Origin of the sequence: Gabonibacter chumensis (genome assembly GCF_024741215.1) — a bacterium.
GTDB lineage: Bacteria > Bacteroidota > Bacteroidia > Bacteroidales > Marinifilaceae > Gabonibacter > Gabonibacter massiliensis.
In genome coordinates, this window is sequence record NZ_JANSKB010000002.1 from 565496 (window position 1) to 587006 (window position 21511).

At 41.9% G+C, this 21511-nt stretch carries 13 protein-coding genes and 2 tRNA genes; 3 read left to right on the forward strand and 12 right to left on the reverse strand.

Annotated elements, in window-relative coordinates; genetic code table 11:
- Window positions 1–80: 80 nt before the first annotated feature.
- The 3 genes from NVS78_RS09085 to ahpC all read right to left on the reverse strand — a co-directional run bounded on the left by NVS78_RS09085 (window position 81) and on the right by ahpC (window position 3252).
- Entirely contained in the window at window positions 81–893 is an 813-nt protein-coding gene (locus NVS78_RS09085; protein WP_286358998.1) for a M48 family metallopeptidase, read from the reverse strand.
- Between the two features lie 158 nt (window positions 894–1051).
- Complete coding sequence (gene ahpF / locus NVS78_RS09090) at window positions 1052–2602, reverse strand: alkyl hydroperoxide reductase subunit F (protein ID WP_286358913.1); 1551 nt, start codon at window positions 2600–2602, stop codon at window positions 1052–1054.
- 86 nt (window positions 2603–2688) lie between these two features.
- Entirely contained in the window at window positions 2689–3252 is a 564-nt protein-coding gene (ahpC, locus tag NVS78_RS09095; protein ID WP_286358914.1) for an alkyl hydroperoxide reductase subunit C, read from the reverse strand.
- Between the two features lie 125 nt (window positions 3253–3377).
- On the opposite strand from ahpC, the gene NVS78_RS09100 reads away from it, so the two are divergent.
- Entirely contained in the window at window positions 3378–4301 is a 924-nt protein-coding gene (locus NVS78_RS09100; protein WP_286358915.1) for a hydrogen peroxide-inducible genes activator, read from the forward strand.
- Between the two features lie 10 nt (window positions 4302–4311).
- Here the strand turns inward: NVS78_RS09100 and NVS78_RS09105 are convergent, their stop codons facing one another.
- The 6 genes from NVS78_RS09105 to NVS78_RS09130 form a co-directional block, all read right to left on the reverse strand.
- On the reverse strand, window positions 4312–5466 hold the full coding sequence (locus NVS78_RS09105) for a M20 metallopeptidase family protein (RefSeq protein WP_286358916.1): 1155 nt from the start codon (window positions 5464–5466) through the stop codon (window positions 4312–4314).
- Window positions 5467–5470: 4 nt separating this feature from the next.
- Window positions 5471–6799: a nucleobase:cation symporter-2 family protein gene (locus tag NVS78_RS09110; RefSeq protein ID WP_286358917.1), complete on the reverse strand. Its 1329-nt coding sequence runs from the start codon at window positions 6797–6799 to the stop codon at window positions 5471–5473.
- 20 nt (window positions 6800–6819) lie between these two features.
- Window positions 6820–7389: a xanthine phosphoribosyltransferase gene (xpt, locus tag NVS78_RS09115; RefSeq protein ID WP_286358918.1), complete on the reverse strand. Its 570-nt coding sequence runs from the start codon at window positions 7387–7389 to the stop codon at window positions 6820–6822.
- A 131-nt stretch (window positions 7390–7520) separates the two neighbouring features.
- Window positions 7521–11207 carry a phosphoribosylformylglycinamidine synthase gene (purL, locus tag NVS78_RS09120; RefSeq protein WP_286358919.1) on the reverse strand — a complete coding sequence of 1229 codons (3687 nt, stop codon included), beginning with the start codon at window positions 11205–11207 and terminating at the stop codon, window positions 7521–7523.
- Window positions 11208–11382: 175 nt separating this feature from the next.
- Window positions 11383–14826, reverse strand: coding sequence for an AAA family ATPase (locus NVS78_RS09125; RefSeq protein WP_286358920.1), 3444 nt, complete (start codon window positions 14824–14826; stop codon window positions 11383–11385).
- A 234-nt stretch (window positions 14827–15060) separates the two neighbouring features.
- Window positions 15061–15133, reverse strand: a tRNA-Gly gene (locus tag NVS78_RS09130).
- Between the two features lie 364 nt (window positions 15134–15497).
- On the opposite strand from NVS78_RS09130, the gene NVS78_RS09135 reads away from it, so the two are divergent.
- Window positions 15498–16409 (forward strand): L,D-transpeptidase, encoded by a 912-nt coding sequence (locus NVS78_RS09135; RefSeq protein ID WP_286358921.1) that lies wholly within the window; start codon window positions 15498–15500, stop codon window positions 16407–16409.
- A gap of 12 nt (window positions 16410–16421) precedes the next feature.
- Window positions 16422–17111, forward strand: coding sequence for a murein L,D-transpeptidase catalytic domain family protein (locus tag NVS78_RS09140; RefSeq protein WP_434802130.1), 690 nt, complete (start codon window positions 16422–16424; stop codon window positions 17109–17111).
- 9 nt (window positions 17112–17120) lie between these two features.
- On the opposite strand, the gene NVS78_RS09145 is transcribed toward NVS78_RS09140, so the two are convergent.
- The 3 genes from NVS78_RS09145 to NVS78_RS09155 form a co-directional block, all read right to left on the reverse strand.
- Entirely contained in the window at window positions 17121–20513 is a 3393-nt protein-coding gene (locus NVS78_RS09145) for an ABC transporter permease (RefSeq protein ID WP_286358922.1), read from the reverse strand.
- Window positions 20514–20769: 256 nt separating this feature from the next.
- Window positions 20770–20842, reverse strand: a tRNA-Gly gene (locus tag NVS78_RS09150).
- Window positions 20843–20964: 122 nt separating this feature from the next.
- A complete protein-coding gene (locus tag NVS78_RS09155; protein ID WP_041503611.1) occupies window positions 20965–21399 on the reverse strand; it encodes an Hsp20/alpha crystallin family protein in 435 nt (144 codons plus the stop codon).
- Window positions 21400–21511 lie beyond the last annotated feature (112 nt).

The window sequence follows — 21511 nt, forward strand, 5'->3', positions numbered from 1 at the left end:
AAAAGGGAAAAAGGCTCTAAATGTCAGTATAAAAAAAATGAGAAGCGCAGCAAAGCGCTTCTCATTTTTTATCGATTCATTCATTTATTTTCAGTCGTATCGACAGGCTTCTGAATACCTTCGGTCGTTGCGCGTTCTTCCATACGCTTTATGCGTGAATCCAAATCGGGATGAGTAGAAAATAACTGGTTCAGTTTACTGTTTTTTTTCGCTCCAGCCTCTTCCTGCATTTGTTTCAATCTATGAAACGAAAGAGCCATCGCCCATGGATTTTTCCCGGCCTTCTTCAAAAATTCATAACCGTAATCATCTGCATCGCGTTCCTGTTTTTGCGAGTAATTGGCTTGCACCAATGCTTCACCGAGATCGCCTAACTGCGAATCGGTCAATGCGGCAACTTTTCCGTCTTGAGACGACACTCCGTCTTTTAAAGCGGAAGTCAACAATGCCGTACGAAAAGCTTTCTTAGAGTCCTTATGGGCCACATGTCCCACCTCGTGTCCAATCACGCCCAACAACTCTTCGTCACTCATAATATCCATTAACGAAGAAAAGACGCGTACGCTACCATCCGCACAAGCAAAAGCGTTAACGTCGATCACATGGTACACTTTAAAATTCAAAGGAATACCCTCCACCTCCTTCAATCCTTCCGTCAGTTTCTTCAGTCGAATAGTATAAGGATCATCATCGGCACATACCTGATTGTGCTTATCCATCCAATCGATATACTCCTTTACATACGCGGCCATTTGTTCGTCCGTCAGCGTAACCGCTTGTACCGCTTTCGATACTCCGCTCACTGCTTTTTTAAGTTTTAACTGCGCCATTACAGGCATCACGAATGTTGTACACACGAGTACAACCGCACATTTCACAAAGAATCTTATCATCATATTTTAGCATAAAAAATTACGCGGCAAATAAAATAAAAAAAATCCATACCAGATAACGGTTAAGCGACTTTTTTAGACTTTCTGCAAGTCATAAAATTCCTCGGAAATCTTTGGTTCCGAGGAATTTTTTTTAAAGGTTTTCTCTCTGTTTTTGATCAGATAACTCCCCGTATACGATCTTCAAAGGCCGTAAGAGCAGCTTTAGCCCCTTCACCCATTGCGATGATAATTTGCTTGAAAGGCACGGAAGATACATCTCCCGCGGCATAAACTCCTGGAACATTTGTCCGGCAATAACTATCTATGACAATCTCGCCTCCGCGGTTCGTATCCAAATATTCCCTAAACGGGAGCGTATTGGGAGCTAAACCGATCTGCACAAAGATACCATCCAATTCAACGACACGTTCTTCTCCCGTTCGATGATCTTTTACGCGAATCCCAACCACCTTCTCTCCATTTCCAATCACTTCCGTGGTTTGCGAATCGGTGAAAATATCGATATTGGGCATACTTTTAGCCTTCTCTTGTAATACTTTATCGGCTTTCAATTCATTCAGGAATTCAAACACAATCACGTTCGAACAGATTCCAGCCAGGTCTATTGCAGCTTCGATCCCCGAATTCCCACCTCCGACAACTGCCACTCGTTTTCCTTTATAAAAAGGACCGTCACAATGCGGGCAAAACGCTACGCCATGTCCAATGTACTCTTCTTCTCCCGGTACATTCAATTTACGCCAACTTGCTCCCGTGGCAATGATAACTGCATCCGCCATGAATTTTTCCCCACCGGATACCGTTAATTGTCTTTTACTTTCTTGTATCTCTATTTTCTCTATTTTTCTATGCTCGAACAAATCGATAGGATAACGATTCATATGAGTTCTCAAATTATCGGCTAACCGATCTCCCGTGGTTTCGGGAATGGATATTAAGTTCTCTATCCCTACAGTTTCTTTCACCTGCCCTCCTATCCTTTCAGCGATGACCGCAACATTCAATCCTTTACGAGCCGAATAAATAGCGGCAGAACATCCGGCCGGTCCTCCTCCAACAACGACAACGTCGTATTCTTTAGCAAGTGTCTCCCGAACGTTTTCGATTTTCCCGTACCGAACTTCCAATTTATCCAATAAAGTCCCGAAATCACCTCTTCCGACATGCAATAATTGTCCGTCCGCGAAAACGGCAGGAACTCCCTGAATCTTCAACGCATCTATCTCTTGGGGATAAATAGCTCCATCCACCATTTCATGTCGAATCGTACCGTTTAACGTGGTCATTGCATTCAATGCCTGTACGATATCAGGACAATTGGTACAGGTTAAAGAGACATAAGTCGTCAAATGCATGGGACCTTTTAAAACTTTTACACGGTCACATATTCCTTTATCCGGAAAATTTTTCCCTTTTCCGTCCAAATTCAATATCGCCAGCAATAAAGAAGAAAACTCGTGTCCATTAGGAACCGCCCTGAATTTTATACCGGTCATTTTGCCGTTTTTCAGTAAAACAAAGGATAAACCTTCTCCCTCTCCTACTCGACAGGAAATTTTCTCGGAACAGGAAGATACGTCTTCCAATAGTTCCAATAATTCTGCACGACTTCCATGTTCCGGCGAAACAGAAATATCGAAAAGGTAATCTGCCTCCAACGGGCTAAATATTGTACATAATTGTTTTTTTAATTCAGAATCTAACATCTTGTTTTATTTGTTTTTAATGGTTTCCTGACGAAGAAATAGGGTCGAGATAAAGTTTCCCGACCCCGTTTTCCTGTTAATTTATATTAAATCTTTCCGACCAAGTCAATACTCGGTTTCAACGTTGCTTCTCCTTTTTTCCACTTGGCAGGACAAACTTCATCCCCATGTGCTGCAACAAACTGAAGAGCCTGAAGACGACGGAACAATTCGTCCGCATTACGCCCCACATTACCGGCCAATACCTCGTAAGAAACGATTTTCCCCTCCGGATTGACGATAAAAGTGCCCCTCTCTGCCACCCCGTCGCTCTCGATCATAACATCAAAACCACGGGCAAGCGTTCCTGTCGGATCAGCCAACATGGGATATTGTATTTTTTGAATGGTTTTTGAGGTGTCATGCCATGCTTTATGAACAAAATGAGTATCACAGGATACGGAATAAATTTCACAACCTGCTTGTTTAAAATCTTCATATTTATTCGCCAAATCCTCTAATTCCGTAGGACATACGAATGTAAAATCGGCCGGATAAAAGAAAAACACGGACCACTTTCCCAGGACATCCGCTTTACCGATCGTTTTAAACTCTTTATTCACATAGGCCTGAACCTTAAAATCTACAATCTCTTTTCCAATTAGTGACATAACTTTCATTTTTAATTTATACTGTTTATCTATCTGTTTTTATTAGTTCGATACAAAAATATTCTGAATATTTTTATAAATCAAACAGATATTATTTATATTTGTATCTACAAAATCTATATACAATGACAATACAACAGATGGAATACATTGTGGCGGTTAATAAATACCGTCATTTTGTGACAGCTTCGGAAAAATGCGGAGTAACCCAACCGACCCTGAGTATGATGATTCAGAAGTTAGAAGAGGAGTTGGAAATTAAAATATTCGACAGGACCAAGCACCCCATAGAACCAACTAATATGGGACTACGGATCATCAGGCAGGCCGAAGCTTCTCTATTCGAAATCCGAAAAATCAAAGAGATGGTCATTGCCGAGACCGAATCTCTTTCCGGAAGTTTGCAGATAGGCATTATTCCAACAGTTGCCCCTTATCTTGTTCCTGAATTTATTACATCTTTTAAACTCGAATACCCGACAGTGGACCTCTCTATCTCGGAGATGAGAACCGATAATCTCGTTCACCATCTTCACGACGGCTTGGTAGATATCGTTATTGCTTCTACTCCATTGAATAGACCTGAATTTTATGAAATACCGCTCTATTATGAACAGTTCGTGGCTTATTTCGCCCCGGAAAATCAACAAAAAGATCAGGTTCTAACAGCGGAAAATTTGCCGGGAGAAAATCTTTGGGTGCTACAAGAAGGCCATTGCATCCGGAATCAAATTTTTAATCTATGTTCTCAAACGGCCAGTTATAACCACGTTTACGAGGCAGGGAGCATAGACACATTAATCCGGATCGTAGATAAAAACGGCGGGTATACCTTGATCCCGGAATTACACCTGCCGTTTTTGACGGAAGAACAGAAAAAAAATATCAGATCCATTGCATCTCCTCCTGCCGTGAGGGAAATTTCAATTATCATACGGAAAGATTACGTTAAAGAAAGAATGATAAATGCCGTTGCGGACACGGTGAAAAAAATCATTCCTTCGTCTATGCTTGACGACCGATTAAAAAAATTCTCCATAAAGTTGTAGCTCTCAAAGTTTATCGGTTATTCAGAAAGGTCAAACAATTCCTGACCAGCAAGTCTATTCCTATGGATATAGCTTTTTCATCGGGGGCTAATCGGGGGCTATGCAAGGGCGGCATAGATTCGGAACCTTCCGGGCAAACACCCAACACCCATAACACGCCCGGCATTTTTTCCAAATAGATAGCGAAATCCTCTCCCAATGTCAGAGGATCCATCTCGATCACATTCTCTGAACCGACAAGATCGGAAGCATTTTTCCGGACCAAACGGGTAAGCTGTTCGTCATTCACGAGCACGGGAAGTCCATTCCAAGTATTATCCATTCTAAAAGAACACCCGTAAAGTCCGCAGATAGCACGGGACTTTTCTTCTATCAACTCAAAGATTCGATGGCGTAAAACGTTATCGTGCGTGCGAACGGTTCCCAAAACATCGACCCGATCCGGCATGACATTATTACAGGTTCCACCGTGAACAGAGGTAATTGAAAGAACCGCCGGAATAAAGGGATTCCTGAATTTGGTTATCAAAGTTTGATAAAACTGTATCAGATGAGCAACGGTCAGTATCGGATCCGATCCCATTTGCGGCATGGCGGCATGCGTTCCCTTGCCTTCCACTGAAAAAATAATATTATCCGAAGAAGCAAAAAAAGCTCCGGCACGTATACCGATACGACCGGTTTTCAATCCCGGAAAAATATGTTGAGCAAAAATGGCCTGCGGCACAGGGTCCTTTACGACTTCCGGTAAAAGCAAACGAGCTCCTCCCGGCCGTTTCTCTTCGCTCGGCTGAAAAAGTATTTTAACCGTCCCGTTCAACTCTTTTTCTCTCCTTTTCAAAAAAAGGAGAGCCCCCAAAACCATGGCCATATGCATGTCATGTCCGCAAGCATGCATCATTCCCTCCTTTTCAGAACAATATTCCAATCCGGTCTCTTCTTCTATCTTCAACGCATCCATATCAGCCCGTAGGGCAACGCAACGCTTCCCTCTGCCCACGTAAGCAATAATACCCGTACCGATCTCCTGATAGTCAATATGATGATCCTCCAGTATTCCTGTTATGTATTTTTGCGTATTGAATTCCTGCATGGCAAATTCCGGATGCCGGTGGAAATAACGCCTGTACTCTATGGCCAACGAATAGATATCTTCTGTCTTCATTTTTTCATTCTTTAATTCGAATCAACGCGTTTGATACAATAGCTGTCACTCCTCCGGCCGTAATTCCGGAAGAAAAAATGTTCTTTATCGTGTCCGGAAAATACATTAAAATTTCAGGAAGCAATTCCACACTCAATCCTAAAGAAAAACTGAGAGCCATTACCAAGGTCGCTTTGCGATCGATATTCTGAGAAGCTATAATTCGTATGCCGGCCGCGGCCACCGTTCCGAACATCAATAAGGTAGCTCCTCCTAAAACCGGTTCCGGCATCAAGGAAAATACCAACCCTACGGCCGGAAAAAGTCCCAGAAGTATTAAAAAGGCAGAAATATAATACCCTACGTAGCGACTGGCAACTCCCGTCAATTGTATCATTCCGTTGTTTTGAGCAAATATTGAATTAGGAAAAGAATTGAATACGCTTGCCATGAAAGAATTAAATCCATCGGCCATAATACCTCCGGAAACCCGTTTTATAAACTTGTCTCCCTCCACGGGTTCTCCGGATATCATGGAATTAGCCGTGATGTCTCCGTATGCCTCAATAGCGGTAATAGCATAAATTAGTCCTACAGCAATAAAGGAAGACCACTCGAAAGATAATCCGTACTTGAAGGGAAGGGGAATATGGACTCCACCGTAATTCCGAACAGAATAAAAATCAATCATCCCCATAAAATAAGCTACAATATACCCGGCACCTAATCCGATAACGATAGAACTCATCCGAAGGTATTTATTCCCGCTCCGGTTAAAGAAAATAATCAGTACCAGAACAAAGGCCGCCAGTTCCAAATGCTCGAAACTACCAAATGTTCCGTCGGCTTTGGCCAAAGCCCCTCCACCACAAGCCGTAATCCCCACTTTAATCAAACTCATGCCGATCAATGTAACAACTATTCCGGAGACAAGGGGAGTAATTATCTTTCTGGCATATTTCAATAGCCGACTAATCAACATCTCGACAAAAGAACCAGCCATACAAACCCCGAAGATCAAAGGCAATCCTCCCGTTAATCCGGTAGAGATAATCGGACCGATAAAAGAAAAGCTCGTTCCTTGTATACATAACAACCCCGCTCCTATACATCCTATTCGTTTACATTGAATAAATGTGGATATTCCTGATGCAAAAAGAGCCATGGAGACTAAAAATGCAGTAGTTTCCACATCCAAATTCAACGCCCCAGCTATAATAAGGGGTGGTGTCACTATGGCGACAAAAATAGCCAATAAATGCTGCAATGCGGCAAAAAAAGCCTCTTTAAAAGGCGGCCGATCCTCAATTCCATAGATCAAGGCTGAACGCTCTTGTTTGTTTTCCATCTCCATACCTCCTCTAATTACCGTATTTATTCCCGTATTTCAATCCGACAGTTATCCAAACTATCGATGATCGCCAAGGATTCAACAAGAATATTCCTGTTTCTTAACAAATCTCCCCCGTGCTGAAATGCCTTTTCTATGATAAATCCCATCCCGACTAACTCTGCTCCAGCTTGCTCTATCAAATCAATGATACCGTTAGCGGCATTGCCATTGGCTAAAAAATCGTCGATAAAAAGAATCCGGTCTCCTTTACCTAAAAAATCTCTACTGATACATACGTTATACTCCCTGTCTTTCGTGAAGGAACGAATCGTTGTCGAAATCGTATTTTCCATCGTTTTGGGCTGCTTTTTTTTAGCGAATACGACCGGTAGCTCTAATAGATACCCAACCATGATTGCCGGAGCTATTCCGCTGGCTTCAATCGTCATTACCTTGTTGAAATTCAGGTTGGCAAACCGACGAACAAACTCAACCCCGATAGATTTCATCAAGATGGGATCCATTTGATGATTTATGAAACTATCCACTTTTAAGATACCTCCCTCAAAACATCTACCATCCTGCAGAATCCTTCTTTTTAATAACTCCATAGGTCTTTATATTTATCTATTTTACACTCCCTGCAAAAGTATAAAAATCTCTTGTGATACGATCCGTTCTTTTCAAATTATAAAAAAGCAGCCATAAGAATGGCTGCTTTTTTATATAACAATAACAATGTTTATTTCCGTGTTTCTATCCATTTTTTAGCATTCACGAATGCTTCGATCCACGGACTCACTTCATCCTCTTTCCGATCTTCCGGATAATACGCCCAGTTCCAAGGAGCCATAGAACGTTCCAAATGAGGCATTATCGCCAAGTGACGACCATCCTTGCTGCAAATAGCCGCCGTTGCCAGAGGAGAACCGTTCGGATTAGCCGGATAGCGGTCGTAACTATACCTGACAGGAATATGATACTCCTCCTGTTCATAAGGTAAATAGAATTTCCCTTCTCCATGAGCGATCCAAATTCCCAGACGAGATCCCGCTAACGTTTTCAACATAATTGAATCATTCTCCACGATATCCACGTTTACGAAAGCTGACTCAAACTTACGGGAATCGTTATGCAGCATCTTAACTTTCTTCCCTTGCTCCGGATAAACCAAATCCAACTCTACCATTAATTGGCATCCATTACAAACACCCAGACTCAAGGTATCCTCCCGCTTATAAAAATTCTCCAAAGCGACACGCGCTTTTTCATTGTATTTAAACGCCCCGGCCCATCCTTTTGCCGAACCTAAAACATCCGAATTGGAGAATCCTCCCACAAAAACAATCATATTCACGTCTTCCAGATTTTCCCGACCGGAAATCAAATCCGTCATGTGAACATCCTTAACATCGAATCCCGCTAAATACAGCCCCCAAGCCATCTCCCGATCGCACTGGCACCCTTTTTCGCGAATAATAGCAGCTTTTATACCCGAAGGAGTCGAACGATTCGAATCCAACCCCAACGCGGCTAATTTCCCAGTAAAAGAAGAGGGGAATCGATATTTCAATTCATTCTGCTTGTAATTTTTATACCTCTCCAATGCCAACTCAACTCCGCTTTGACGACGATCCAAAAGATAAGAGGTTTTAAACCACAAATCCCTTAAAGAACGAATATCCAGGTTCCACCGCGCACTATCCTTTTTAATCGTCAAGCGGCCGCCCTGAGACAATCCCCCAAAGAAATTATAGGCAACGCCGGCCTCATCCAAAATCCGGGCCACTCGTTTACAATCCTTTACCTGTATCAATACTCCCGGATTTTCAGCGAATAAAATTTTCACGATATCCTTTTCAACCAAATAAGAAAAATCGATATCCAGTCCCAAACGATTGTCGGCAAAACACATCTCCAACAAAGCCGTGATCATCCCCCCGGCCGAAATGTCATGACCGGCCAATACATACCCCTCTTCTACCAATTGTTGCAAAACGGTGAAAACATTTGCAAAATATTCCGCATCTTTTACATCCGGAGCATCCTTTCCGACCTTATCCAATACCTGAGCAAAGCTGGATCCGCCCAATTTCAATTTATCGAATGAAAAATCAATATATACGATTTCTGTTTGCGGATCGACTTTTAAAACAGGAGAAACTATTTTTCTTATATCCTTCACCTCTCCTACCGTAGAGATAATGACGGTCCCCGGGGCGTAAACTTTTTTGTCTCCGTATTTCTGTGTCATGGAAAGAGAATCCTTCCCCGTGGGAATATTTATACCTAATTGGATGGCAAATTCACTCGCGGCCTCTACCGCTCCGTATAAACGAGCGTCTTCGCCCGGATTTTTACAGGGCCACATCCAGTTAGCAGATAAAGATATTCCCCGTAACCCTTGCTCTATGGGTGCCCAAACCAAATTAGTCAACGCTTCCGCTATGGCCAAACGCGATCCCTTTGTCGAATCGATCATAGCAGCAACCGGGGCATGACCAATAGAGGTGGCTATTCCTTTCTCTCCCTTATAATCCAAAGCGATAGCACCCAGATCATTCAACGGTAATTGCAAAGGTCCGGCACATTGCTGAAAAGCAATACGACCGGTTACAGAACGGTCTACTTTGTTGGTCAACCAATCTTTACAAGCTACCGCTTCTATCTGCAACACTTGTTCGATATACTCTTCGACTTTACTTATATCATACTCGACCTCCGTGAAATGCTCCTTTACGTTTTTATCCTCCATAATTGTTTTCGGCGGATTCCCGAACATATCTTTCATCTCCAGATCTATAGGCTTTTCTCCTGTTTTGGCATCAATAAAGGTAAAACGGTGGTCTCCCGTAGCCTCTCCGATTACATACATAGGGGCTCTTTCCCGGTCTGCAACACGCTGTAATGTAGCCACATCTTTCTCTTTCATCACCAGTCCCATACGCTCCTGAGACTCGTTCCCCACGATCTCTTTGTCGGAGAGGGTCGGATCTCCCACGGGCAATTTTTCCAAATGAATCAATCCCCCTGTCTCTTCCACCAATTCCGACAAACAATTCAAATGTCCGCCAGCACCGTGATCGTGAATGGATACGATCGGATTTTCATCGCACTCGGCCATCGCCCGGATCGCATTACATACTCGCTTTTGCATCTCCGGATTGGAACGTTGTACGGCGTTCAGCTCTATTGCACCGGCATAAACCCCCGTATCCACGGAAGAAACGGCTCCCCCTCCCATTCCAATCCGGTAATTGTCTCCTCCTAATAATACAACTTGATCTCCTGTTTCCGGAGTACGTTTCATAGCCTGTCTGCGGTTTCCGAAACCAATACCGCCCGCTTGCATGATTACTTTATCGTAACCGTATGTTTTGTCATTCTCCTCGTGTTCAAACGTCAACAAAGAACCCACGATCAAAGGCTGACCGAATTTATTTCCAAAATCCGATGCCCCATTGGAAGCTTTTATTAAGATATCTTCCGGTGTTTGGTAAAGCCATTTCCGCGGATCGATTTTCTCTTCCCAAGAACGATCAGCCTCCAAACGCGGGTAAGAGGTCATGTATACGGCCGTACCGGCAATAGGAAGAGCAGCCTGTCCCCCAGCAATTCTATCCCGTATCTCTCCTCCTGTTCCCGTGGCAGCCCCGTTAAACGGTTCCACCGTAGTCGGGAAATTATGGGTTTCCGCCTTCAAGGATATTACCGTATCGATCTCTTTCGTTTCGAAAAAGTCCGGTTTATCCTGCGTACGAGGTGCGAACTGAATCACATGCGGCCCTTCTAAAAAGGCACAATTGTCTTTATAAGCAGACACGATCCGATTCGGATTGGTCTTTGAAGTCTTTTTTATCATCGAAAAAAGAGATTCTTCTTTAGTCTCTCCATCGATAATAAATGTTCCGTTAAAAATTTTATGACGGCAATGCTCCGAGTTTACCTGAGAAAAACCGAATACCTCCGAATCCGTCAAATTTCGTTTTAACTTTTTACTTAAGTTTTCCAAATAAACAACCTCCTCCTCGTTCAACGCGAGCCCCTCTTGTTGATTATAAGCTCGTATATCTTCGATATAAACGATGGGATCCGGCTTCTTATCGATCGTAAAAACAGATTGATCCAATCCTGTATAAAATGCTTGAAGCATAGGATCGTATGTTGCTTTCTCATTACTACGAGCAAACTCTTCAATCCTTAGGATCCCCGATATTCCCATATTTTGAGTGATCTCTACAGCGTTAGTACTCCAAGGAGTTACCATTTCCCGGCGAGGACCCACGAAATATCCGTCCATCGCCTCTTCTCGAACTCTTTTTGCCCCGCTGAATAACCATTCTAATTTACTAACATCCAAAGGATTTTCTGAATCTTGGTAGTGAACGGCATACACCGTTTCATCTTTTTGGTAGAAAACTATTGCCATGCGTTATATCTGTTTATTTTGAATTCCACGTTTCACCCGCGAATATAATAAAAAACGAGGGATCTTTCCCTAAAAACAGGATTCGAACATAAAATAAAACAGAATTAATGGAATGACGAAAATGCCGATAACCTTCACCAAAGAGTTGTGTATGCAACAATCTATTGATTCGAACTTACATTTTATACCCGATCGTATTCCGCTCCCTGACCATACCGGCAAGGAATTCCGGAGTGAATTGTTCCACATCGTGTTTAGTTATCGAATACATTTTACTTTTGTTCTCTTTAAGACCGGTTTTAGCTACCCGTTGAATCCTATTTCGAATCATCATCTCCGCTACCAATTTGATCAGGCGAGCACTGGCGTGATTTTTTTTCTTATTGTCGACCAAATGGGAGATAAATGAAACGATTTGCTGCTGAGCCGTACGAGTCATTTTGGATTTTTCGGTAGCCAGATCCCGCTTCAATATCTCCAACAACTCCTCTTTCGTATAATCCTCAAACACCAAAACATTAATCATATCGGAAACTTTTTCAACGTCATCGTTCAACATGATTCGCGGAGGATTCTGTTTGGCGTATATAATCGTGTAAGCCCCCGGTTTTTCTGCCAATTGATTAACCAATATGGCACGTACCCTCTCTTTCACTCCCGGAACGTCATTCAAACGACTGGAATCTTCATCGAAGAAGAAAAGCCCGCCTTTCGATTGAAGCAACGCATTGCCTATATTCTGCATGGCTTCTTCATCTGTTTGTCCGATCAGCTTCTCTACCCGGAAACGTTTTACCTCCTCTTTGTCAATAATTCCCATCGCCTTATATAGACGGGCTATGATTCGAGCTACCGTCCCTTTGCCCATACCGGAATTACCTGTAAAACACCATTGTAAAGAGAGACGGGTATTTAATTTTACTCCTTGTCGGTTGTAATGTCGGGCCAAATCCACAAAATCGTGAATTTGCTTTTTTAATTTAGCCTGACCAACCATATGATCCAGATCCTTCAATGCAGCTGCAATCACTTTTTCATCGAACCGATCCTTGTAGGAATTGGGTAACTGAGAAGTTATATCAGGGATATCAACCTCCATCAAGGTAGTAATCTCCTTCCGGGTCAATTCCCGTTCTTTTCGGATTTTCATCGTTCGCGAAGAAAGATTTCGTATAGCCTGATCTACCATTTTTTCCACGAAAAGAGCGTTTCCAAAATGTTTATCGTGTTCATCGTATACCTTAGATACTAACTTCTTAAAAGCCTCTTGGGCTTTGGGATGTAAACTATAATTTTTTTCTTTCACTTTCCGAACAGCAATATCCAGCAACTCTTCAGGCGTGTAATCTTCAAAATAGAATGAATAGGGAAAAAGCAATTTCAACTTAGGGTTAGCGGTCAGAATTTTTTCCATCTCTTCGGAATCTCCCCCCAATATGACCACGGTATCACCGTTTTCGGTTTCGGATAATTGATTTAAAATCATACCTAAAGCCGTCATACCCGTTACCTCCTGAAACAAAGTATGAGCATTCTCAAGATAAAGAATCCCCCCTCGAGCCTGTTCATAAATATAGAATGCCATTTGCTGGGGAGGTACACTTCCGTCTCCGATCAATTCCCCCCGAGTTCTTACCGTTACCGCAGAACTTTCCAACACTCCCGCCGTATTGAAAATTTCCCCCAACATTTGAGCGACCGTAATTTTTCCGGTACCGGGATTGCCCGTAAAAATCATGTTCAGCGGAGGAAGAACATCCGTAAACCCGTGTCTTTGCCTTTCCCGGATAAAATAGACATAATTTATATAGTTAACCATACTGTTCTTCAATTTGTCAGATCCGATCATTTCATCCAATTTCTTCAATGATTCTTCCGGACTCGGTTGCTCGCAGGCATCAATATCCTCCTCCCGAATCAACATCATTTCGTCCTTCGTGTAACGACCGGAACGATTAGCCATCAAACGTTTAGCCAATTTAGATGCGGCCGACTCCAAACGATCTTCTAAAAAATGCCCGTTTTCAAATCCTTCATTTTTAAACGTACAATAATCTTTTAAAAGCTTGGCAAATTTTTCTTCCGCTTTTGGAGTAAATTTATATTGACGTAAAGTTAACATCCGATGCGTGATCTCCATAAGTTCATCCGGAGAATAATCTTCAAAAACCAATCGAGTGGGAAAACAACGTTTCATTTCGGGAATTCCCTCCGCTATGGCCAATAATTCATTCTTATTGCCGGCCAATATAACCAACACACGAGGGGATTCGTTATCCAGGATATTCAATAATATATTCCATATTCGAATGGCCGGATCATTCGGATTGTTCGTCGGATAAAGCTCATCCGCATCTTCTATCAACAATATACCGCCTTCGCTCTTGGACAAGGCGTTCCGAATCAACTCTTCTTCTGCCGTTTGTCCGGGATTTGTTAAATGTTCCCGACGGTACCGGTGCAACTCCCCGTTGCTTAATATGCCCTCTTTATAAAATATTTTTCCTATAAGTCGGGCTACCGTACTCCTCCCCGTTCCCGGATTGCCCATAAACAACATATGCATGGGAGGAAACTCATCATCAAATCCGTTCTCTTGTCTCATTTTTACAAATTCGACCAACTCGTTCACACGGGTAATCTCCTCTTTTACGTTCCTCAACCCTACCAATTGGTATAGTTGCTCTAAAGCATCTTCCTTATCCATCCATTTTTCATCATTTCGAACCGTATCGGTACGCTCCATGGATGCGACCTCTTCGTTAAAACGATACGGTACATCTTCCGTCCCTATTTCAAAATCCAATACAAGTACGACCTGATCAAAACAAAGTAATTCCACCGTATAACTTCCCGTTTCCCAAAAATGCTCCAATTTTCCACCTAAATCCACGGCAAAGCAGAGCAATCGTTTTCCCTTCGAATCGGATACGTAATACTTTCCTTTAACCATCCGGGTTGCTTTCGTCATTCCATTATGATCCATAATGTTAACGAGAAATTCATAGGTCCAATCCTCTTTCAAACAATTTTCCGCCACAAGATAAAAACGTACGTCTTTCAGGTTATTTCCGTTCAGCATGCGAAAAGAGTGGGGACGTTCCGTGTCGGGATCTTCCTCGCAACATTTATCAAATCCGGCATCAACAACCTTAAAATAATCCGCCACATCAGCATGAGCCTCCAGCAAATGAATCTCATCCGATAAAGCGGCCATTCCGTTGACCACCACCTGTACCCGGTATACCCCCTCCCGGAAAACAGACCCATTCAGATCCGCTAAAACAAACGAAACAGAATAGTTAAAGACATTCATATCTTTAGGAATAACCGCTACCTCCTCTTTCTTGGCCACCATGACAGGATTATCTCCATCTATAAAGAATAATCCGATAATAATCGAAGCATTCCATGAACTTTCATCGTAGCGCTTGTTTATCCATTCCGTATCGATATAAAATGCTTCCACTTCATTCGAACGATAGACCGTACGGTAACGTTTATGTCCCGTGTAATCAATGATATTACGATTACTTATCCGGATACTTTTAAACTTAAACTCGTCTTCAGGATTTGCTTTCTTGCCTCTGTTTTTTGCAGTATTTTTTTTGTCGGCCATATCATTTTACATTTTGGATTTTCACTATATGGTTTCATTGGATCCATACCAGATGAATCCGTTACACCAACTTCTCCAAAAATAATTTTATTTTCGTCCAAAAACAATTCTTTCCTATTTTAATTAATTCGCTATTTTATAATATATTAAAAAACAGAAAGATGAATATTTTTCGATTACAGCCCCCGACTTTTACATAAAATAAAAGCGGTGATGAAACATCACCGCCTATCGAGCGAAAAACGGGACTCGAACCCGCGACCCCAACCTTGGGAAGGTTGTGCTCTACCAACTGAGCTACTTTCGCATTATTATCAAACAACGTTTTGGCATCCTCAAACCTACCCAAGGTTGCATCCATACGCTTCGCTTTCGGGGGAAGGTTGTGCTCTACCAACTGAGCTACTCACGTACTTTTTTAAGAACAGGACAAAGGTATATAATTAATTCCAACACGCAAATTTTTATTTTAAATTTTTATACAAAAAAGTACCGGACAGCCTACTCTGTCCCTGCATTCGATCGGAAGGAGATGTCAATTTTCCTGTCAATAGCTAAATAAATATGTTTTCTTGTTTTTAATTCGCAAACATTCATAAACCCCTATCTTTTTACGGGTTTATAACGTAGATTTAATCGAACTAACGAAGATAAAACACACTTATACAAGTATGATAAGAATATGGTTTCTATTCATGTGTCTATTCGTGTACGGACAAAAGCTCCCAACAGTAAAGTTAGAAAAGGCGTTACTGTATAATCGCCACTCCCTGAAAGACACGTTTAACTCGGGAAAACAGAAACGGGTATTCCAGTGGCATAAAATAGCCCATCAATTAGATTATGTAACGGACTTCCAAAAACAACATATCGTTTTAGGAATATTACAAAATTATAAAAATAGAAACGGGTTGGCACCTCTTGTTAAGAACATTCAAAAAAACAAGTATAATCATCAACAAGATACCTTGGGGGTAGAACGAAATCAGGCCATTCCTCTTTACCGGACAAATGATTTAACCGCACCGGAACGCTACGGACCGGACGGAGCTTTAATTGCTATTTTACAAGACAGTGCCCAATTCATCAAGGTGACATTGGCCTCTTTCCGAGGGGTGTGGATGGTTCCACGCAAATACATAAAAACATTGGATTCGGTTACTTTCGATAAAGCGATTTTCATAGACCGTACCAATCAATACGTAACGACATTGGAGAATGCCAATTCGGTTTGGCTGATCAGGAGTATGAATCCGGCAACGACAGGCTTGCATCGACCTCCCTATTATAAAGAGACTCCTACCGGTATATTTGTACTACAAAACAAAATACCCAAAATGTATTACACGAAAGACGGATCGTATCAAAATGCAGGATTTGCACCTTATGCCAGTCGTTTCAGTCGAGGGGCCTATATTCACGGCGTACCCGTGAATTATCCGGATACGGTCATCCACGAATACAGTTACACGCTCGGAACTACACCCCGCTCCCATATGTGCGTACGAAATGCCACATCCCATGCTAAATTCATTTACGATTGGGCTCCTATAGACAAAACTATTGTTATTGTAATAGAATAAACTTTACCTATCATGATCTCAAACAAAATCAGCTACCTATTATTTATTTCATTACTCGTCTTTCATGCAAATTCAGGTCAAGCCGGCACTCCCCTCAATAGTCTCAGCCTCTACCATGAAATGAAATTGAACCAGTTGATGGATTACAAAGTTTTCAAATACGCCATTGACGGATATAACAAAATTCCCGTCAAAAAACCGATTCTTACCGTCATTGATTTCACAAAGCCCTCTACTTCGAAACGACTGTTTGTTATAGACCTTAAACTAAAGAAACTACTATTATCCACCCATGTCGCTCACGGAAAAAACAGCGGAAATAACTACGCAACTTCTTTTTCCAATACGCCGAGTTCGTACAAGAGTTCCTTGGGATTTTTCCTTACGGAGGGGACGTATCAAGGTAAAAACGGCTATTCGTTGATCTTGGAAGGATTGGAAAAAGGGATAAACGACCGAGCTAAGGAGAGAGCAATTGTAGTCCATGGTGCAGCCTATTGCGATCCTTCACTTTTATCATCAAGAGGTCGCCTCGGGCGCAGTCTGGGGTGTCCGGCCCTTCCCCGGCAAGTATCCCGCGAAGTCATCGATCTGATAAAAGAGGGCTCTCTGCTATTCATTTTCGGAAAAGATATTCGTTACGAAAAACAGAGCCCTATTTTATCCGCTCCCCTTCATCATGTTTTATACCCGTCTCGCTGATCTCTTTTATCAATCTATTTTTATCCATTTTACAGCATCGGCAACAATCGCTAAATCTTTTCTCCTCTTTTCGTCCTTGTCCGAGAGAGTCACGGAAACTTCTCCTTCCGTGAAATCGAACTCGCCAAGAGAAGTCCAGACAGGGTACATTTCCGCATCATTCCCCTCTATTTCAATACGTTCCTCTATCCCTTCGCTTTTTACCGTGTAGTAAAGAATAACATCGGATAAATAATTTTTATCAACTCTTTTGACGTATCTCTCAAAAGGTATATACCCTGCCTTTACCATAATCCTGTATTTTCCCTTTTCCTTTAACCGGGCTTTCCAGGTTGCCGTGCAACTACCCGAACCAAAACTCTTGTAATAACAACTTCTCACGGAATCCCCCTGAAAATTCGGACCAATAACACTCTTCCACAAGCGGACCGACTCACTCTCTCTATTCAAATAGGTACTCTCCTCTCTCTCCTTTACCCCGAACCATTTTTGTAGTATGGTCTGGTTTACCTTATCGTCGAATGAAAAACCGGGGTCCATATTATCCACCATGGTTTCTCGCGGGTCCAATGCAAAAACGGCAGGGTCTATATTTGTCCAGCTAACCCGCGTTTCCAGTTTTTCAGGTTTTTCACGGGTTCCGCTTTTCCACGCCATAAAGGTATTCGGACGATTGGATGACATACCGGTAGTTACTTCCGCATTCGGTCCCCACTTCGCATAATAGGCCATATAAAATGATTTGGCTTCCCCGGGATTCAAATAACAACTGTAACGTTGAATAGCCTCTTCATTTTTTATACAGACCACGACAAAGCCGCCCTCTTTCCCGCAATTCTTCACTTTTCCTTCCAGTTCTGCCCATCCGGATCTGGTCACGAACTTGCCGGATATCGGATCCGGATAAAAGTAAGAAGTTAAATCTTCTATTTTAAAATATTGATTGTGACAAAGGTTCAACCATCTTTCAAACACGCTTCCGACATCTCCTCCCGTTCGACTTTTTAGTTCTTCACAAAAATCCTCAAAACGAATCATTCCCCGGCGGGTATGGTAAATATCATCTATCGCTCTAAAGAATGTATCCACGGAAACTTTCAACCCGATATGGTCCATCAAATCGCGTAAACTCCACAACATCACGTTGTACCGCGTTGTTTGAGCGATATTCTCGTCCGACATAGCTTCTTTTAAACTGTGTTTCCGGGTGTAATCACGAGCCGTCTCCATATCCCCGATTCCAAATCTTCCTCCCCTACCCATTAAAAACGACTTATCCAAATAAAACCTGTCCCATAATATGTTGATAAAGGGATATTGTTCCGAGTAAATCGACAAACGACGATCCGTCATTAAAGTACCAATATCCAACGGATTTAATTTTGCCGCATTCGAAGCATAACTGCTTTGCCTTAACAAAGGATGACTGTTCGTTCCCAGTGTCCAGTCCTTACTCAAACAGTACCAAAGATTAATACCTTGTTCCAGAGTAGGATTTTGCGCCTCCTGCATATAGACCTCTCCATCCCCGATATCAATAGGAATGGGAGATCCATCCCCAACGGGTTTATTGAGAATATCGAACATGTCGACAGTATAGCTTCTTTCCGGCAAGAAAAAAATCCCTGGTTCGATTTGACCGCCAAGGACTCTGCCTTCATTGGATTCTATCCGAAACGACAAGGGGGTCTCTATCAAACTCAGACGAGCCATCGCCCCGTCTTTCCAAGTTAAATCCGTAAAATCCAATCCATAAGGGAAAATATACGGGTTTTCGTGAAAAAATAATTTCACATCCTCCGCTTTCGTTGCGACAAAATGCTTAAAAAAAGCCTTGGGTTCCGTTATGGTATTCAAGGAAAGTCTTATCAGACTATCCACATCCAACTGTCTCGTTTTAAATTTCCCGCCACAAACCGAGATCCCCGGTAAATAACCGGAAGAGATGAAAAAAAGTGTGTCTTCTCGTTCGAAAATTGTCCCTTGAGAGAAGAGAGAAGCCTGACGAGGAGCCACCACCTTCAGGTGATAAAGCGTCATGTCCTTTCCCGTGTTCATCGGCATAAACGGATGTACCGGGGCAATCGCCGTCGGATACCATCCACACGCGGGTGTCAACAACAAATAAGCATCCCCGATAAAAGCACTGCGCCGCCCCGTGGGAAAGAATAGGTCGTTATTGAAAGGATTCTCGTAATCCTGATCCGATAATTGCAAATTCGTGAAACTCTCATCGATTTTTCCCGAGTAACTTACACGCAACTGCAAGGAATCACCGCCATTTATAGGACGATCCAATATAATAATTTGTCCGTCTCGCTTAAAATTCACGTTTTTTCCCCTCTCCTCCACGACGTCGACTCGTAATCCCGGATTCAGGAAAAGAAGAGGTCGGTCAATCTTTTCTTTTGTCAGGTTACACAATATCAGATCGCTTTCCATAAAAAGCCGATCCTCCCGTTGCTCCATCCTTATCGAATGACGTTCTATATGACAAAGTTTTCCCTTCCAGTGACTACGGAAACTTTCACGATATTTTTCACGAGTACTTCGATCTGACCAATAACCGGCCTCAAGCAATATACCACATGCGATACCTAACAAAATAAGGGTTCCTCCCCCATAAGTGTAAAAAGTCGCACGTTCCTTCACGCTCGGTAAACGCTTCATCCCCTTTATACTACAAAATACGAATCCCATACCCAACAGCAAAAAAACCGAACGATGCAATAAATAATATCCTAAGCCCAGATGCCCTGTCACGTCAGAAAACAGATTAGGCACCCCGGTCGCTAAAAAATCTACCGTTCCATGCAATACATAAGGCAACCACACGATCGATACGCCTAACCAGCCGAGCAGAAGCAAAAGTGCCAGGTAACGAAAACATACAATCCGGACCAACCAAAGACTCAATCCCATCATAAAAATCAAAGAAGGAATATTCAACGTGAAAAAATAAAACAGGTAATACCACGGATTCAAAGGCGCTAAACTGTTTAAATTTACAAAAAAAATGCACGCTAACATAACAATCACGTTTACAACGGCAAACAACATGGCATTCCCCAATATCCGTCCCCATGTGTAGTTTGCGTTTTCCATAGGACGGGCATATATCGGCTCTAAGGTTTCTCCCATCCCCTCCCTCCTCGGAAAATCAGTCATTATAACGATCACGAATAACGATTGCAGAACACTAAACAGATAGGCATTTATCAGAGGCACGGATGACGGAAGAGCAACTAACTTCCAATTCTCACAATACCCCTCTCCCTGCAAAAACAGTTGGTATAAGGTAATACTGAATAAAGAAACGAGAACAAACAGCAAAAATACCCATCCCCTGCTTTGTTGTTTTGCCTCGTAAACGGCTACATGGAACACATCACGCATTTTCATAAGTTATTCGGTTATAAAACGGTAAATAATAGTTGTCAGATTTCCTTTTTGTCGGTAGACTAACGGAAATTCAGAATTCACCGTCCGAATACCAATCCCCTCCTCAATTTCTAATTTTTTTTATTTAATTTAGATTTTGTAAAACTAAATATATAGCAGATAAAAAACAAATAAAATTTACTATTTTATAAAAAGGGGTAATTTCTTTAAAAATACAAAACGTCGTCCGAATTAAAATCGGACGACGTTTTACCGGAGCGAAAAACGGGACTCGAACCCGCGACCCTAACCTTGGCAAGGTTATGCTCTACCAACTGAGCTATTTTCGCAAATTATCCAATGCATCTCACGTGCCTTTTATTGCGATGCAAAGGTAAACTCTTTTTCAAAAAAGAACAAAAAAATCGGCCGATTTTTTTCAAAATCGACCGATCACTCAAAATAAAACCACCTACTTTACCTGTATCGTCTTATTTAATTTAGCTCTCTCTTCGTTTTTAGGCATCGTAATATCCAAGATACCGTCTTTATAAACCGCTTCGGCCTTACCGACATCGTATTTATCCTCCGGCAATTCTATCGTGCGATGAAAAGAGACGGAAGTAAACTCTCTTCGTAAAAATTTTTGTTTACCATCTTGCTCTTCCTTCTCCTCTTTTTGTTCACCGGATATTGTCAGGAAACCATCTTTATACTCTAACTTAATATCTTCTTTTTTCATCCCCGGAACTTGAAGTTCCAACGTCAGATTCTTATCGTCCTCTTTCACGTTCAAAGCCGGAATTCCTCTTTGTTCGTTAATTGTCTTAGGCCATGTATCGAAAAAATCATCAAAGAGATTAGAATAAAATGGCCTTAAATCACTATTTCTTTTCACAATACTCATAATTTTACCTCCTCTATTAAAAGTGATCGTTTAGTTTAATTGTACATCGTCTTATACGTTGAAAATTCCAAAGTGTTACAAAAAGAATATATAAAATCACGAAAGGAAATTG

Excerpts from the sequence above, each read along its gene's own strand:
- NVS78_RS09085 (WP_286358998.1), bottom strand. The coding sequence starts at position 893 with ATGATAAGATTCTTTGTGAAATGTGCGGTTGTACTCGTGTGTACAACA.
- ahpF (WP_286358913.1), bottom strand. The coding sequence starts at position 2,602 with ATGTTAGATTCTGAATTAAAAAAACAATTATGTACAATATTTAGCCCG.
- ahpC (WP_286358914.1), bottom strand. The coding sequence starts at position 3,252 with ATGTCACTAATTGGAAAAGAGATTGTAGATTTTAAGGTTCAGGCCTAT.
- NVS78_RS09100 (WP_286358915.1), top strand. The coding sequence starts at position 3,378 with ATGACAATACAACAGATGGAATACATTGTGGCGGTTAATAAATACCGT.
- NVS78_RS09105 (WP_286358916.1), bottom strand. The coding sequence starts at position 5,466 with ATGAAGACAGAAGATATCTATTCGTTGGCCATAGAGTACAGGCGTTAT.
- NVS78_RS09110 (WP_286358917.1), bottom strand. The coding sequence starts at position 6,799 with ATGGAGATGGAAAACAAACAAGAGCGTTCAGCCTTGATCTATGGAATT.
- xpt (WP_286358918.1), bottom strand. The coding sequence starts at position 7,389 with ATGGAGTTATTAAAAAGAAGGATTCTGCAGGATGGTAGATGTTTTGAG.
- purL (WP_286358919.1), bottom strand. The coding sequence starts at position 11,207 with ATGGCAATAGTTTTCTACCAAAAAGATGAAACGGTGTATGCCGTTCAC.
- NVS78_RS09125 (WP_286358920.1), bottom strand. The coding sequence starts at position 14,826 with ATGGCCGACAAAAAAAATACTGCAAAAAACAGAGGCAAGAAAGCAAAT.
- NVS78_RS09135 (WP_286358921.1), top strand. The coding sequence starts at position 15,498 with ATGATAAGAATATGGTTTCTATTCATGTGTCTATTCGTGTACGGACAA.
- NVS78_RS09140 (WP_434802130.1), top strand. The coding sequence starts at position 16,422 with ATGATCTCAAACAAAATCAGCTACCTATTATTTATTTCATTACTCGTC.
- NVS78_RS09145 (WP_286358922.1), bottom strand. The coding sequence starts at position 20,513 with ATGAAAATGCGTGATGTGTTCCATGTAGCCGTTTACGAGGCAAAACAA.
- NVS78_RS09155 (WP_041503611.1), bottom strand. The coding sequence starts at position 21,399 with ATGAGTATTGTGAAAAGAAATAGTGATTTAAGGCCATTTTATTCTAAT.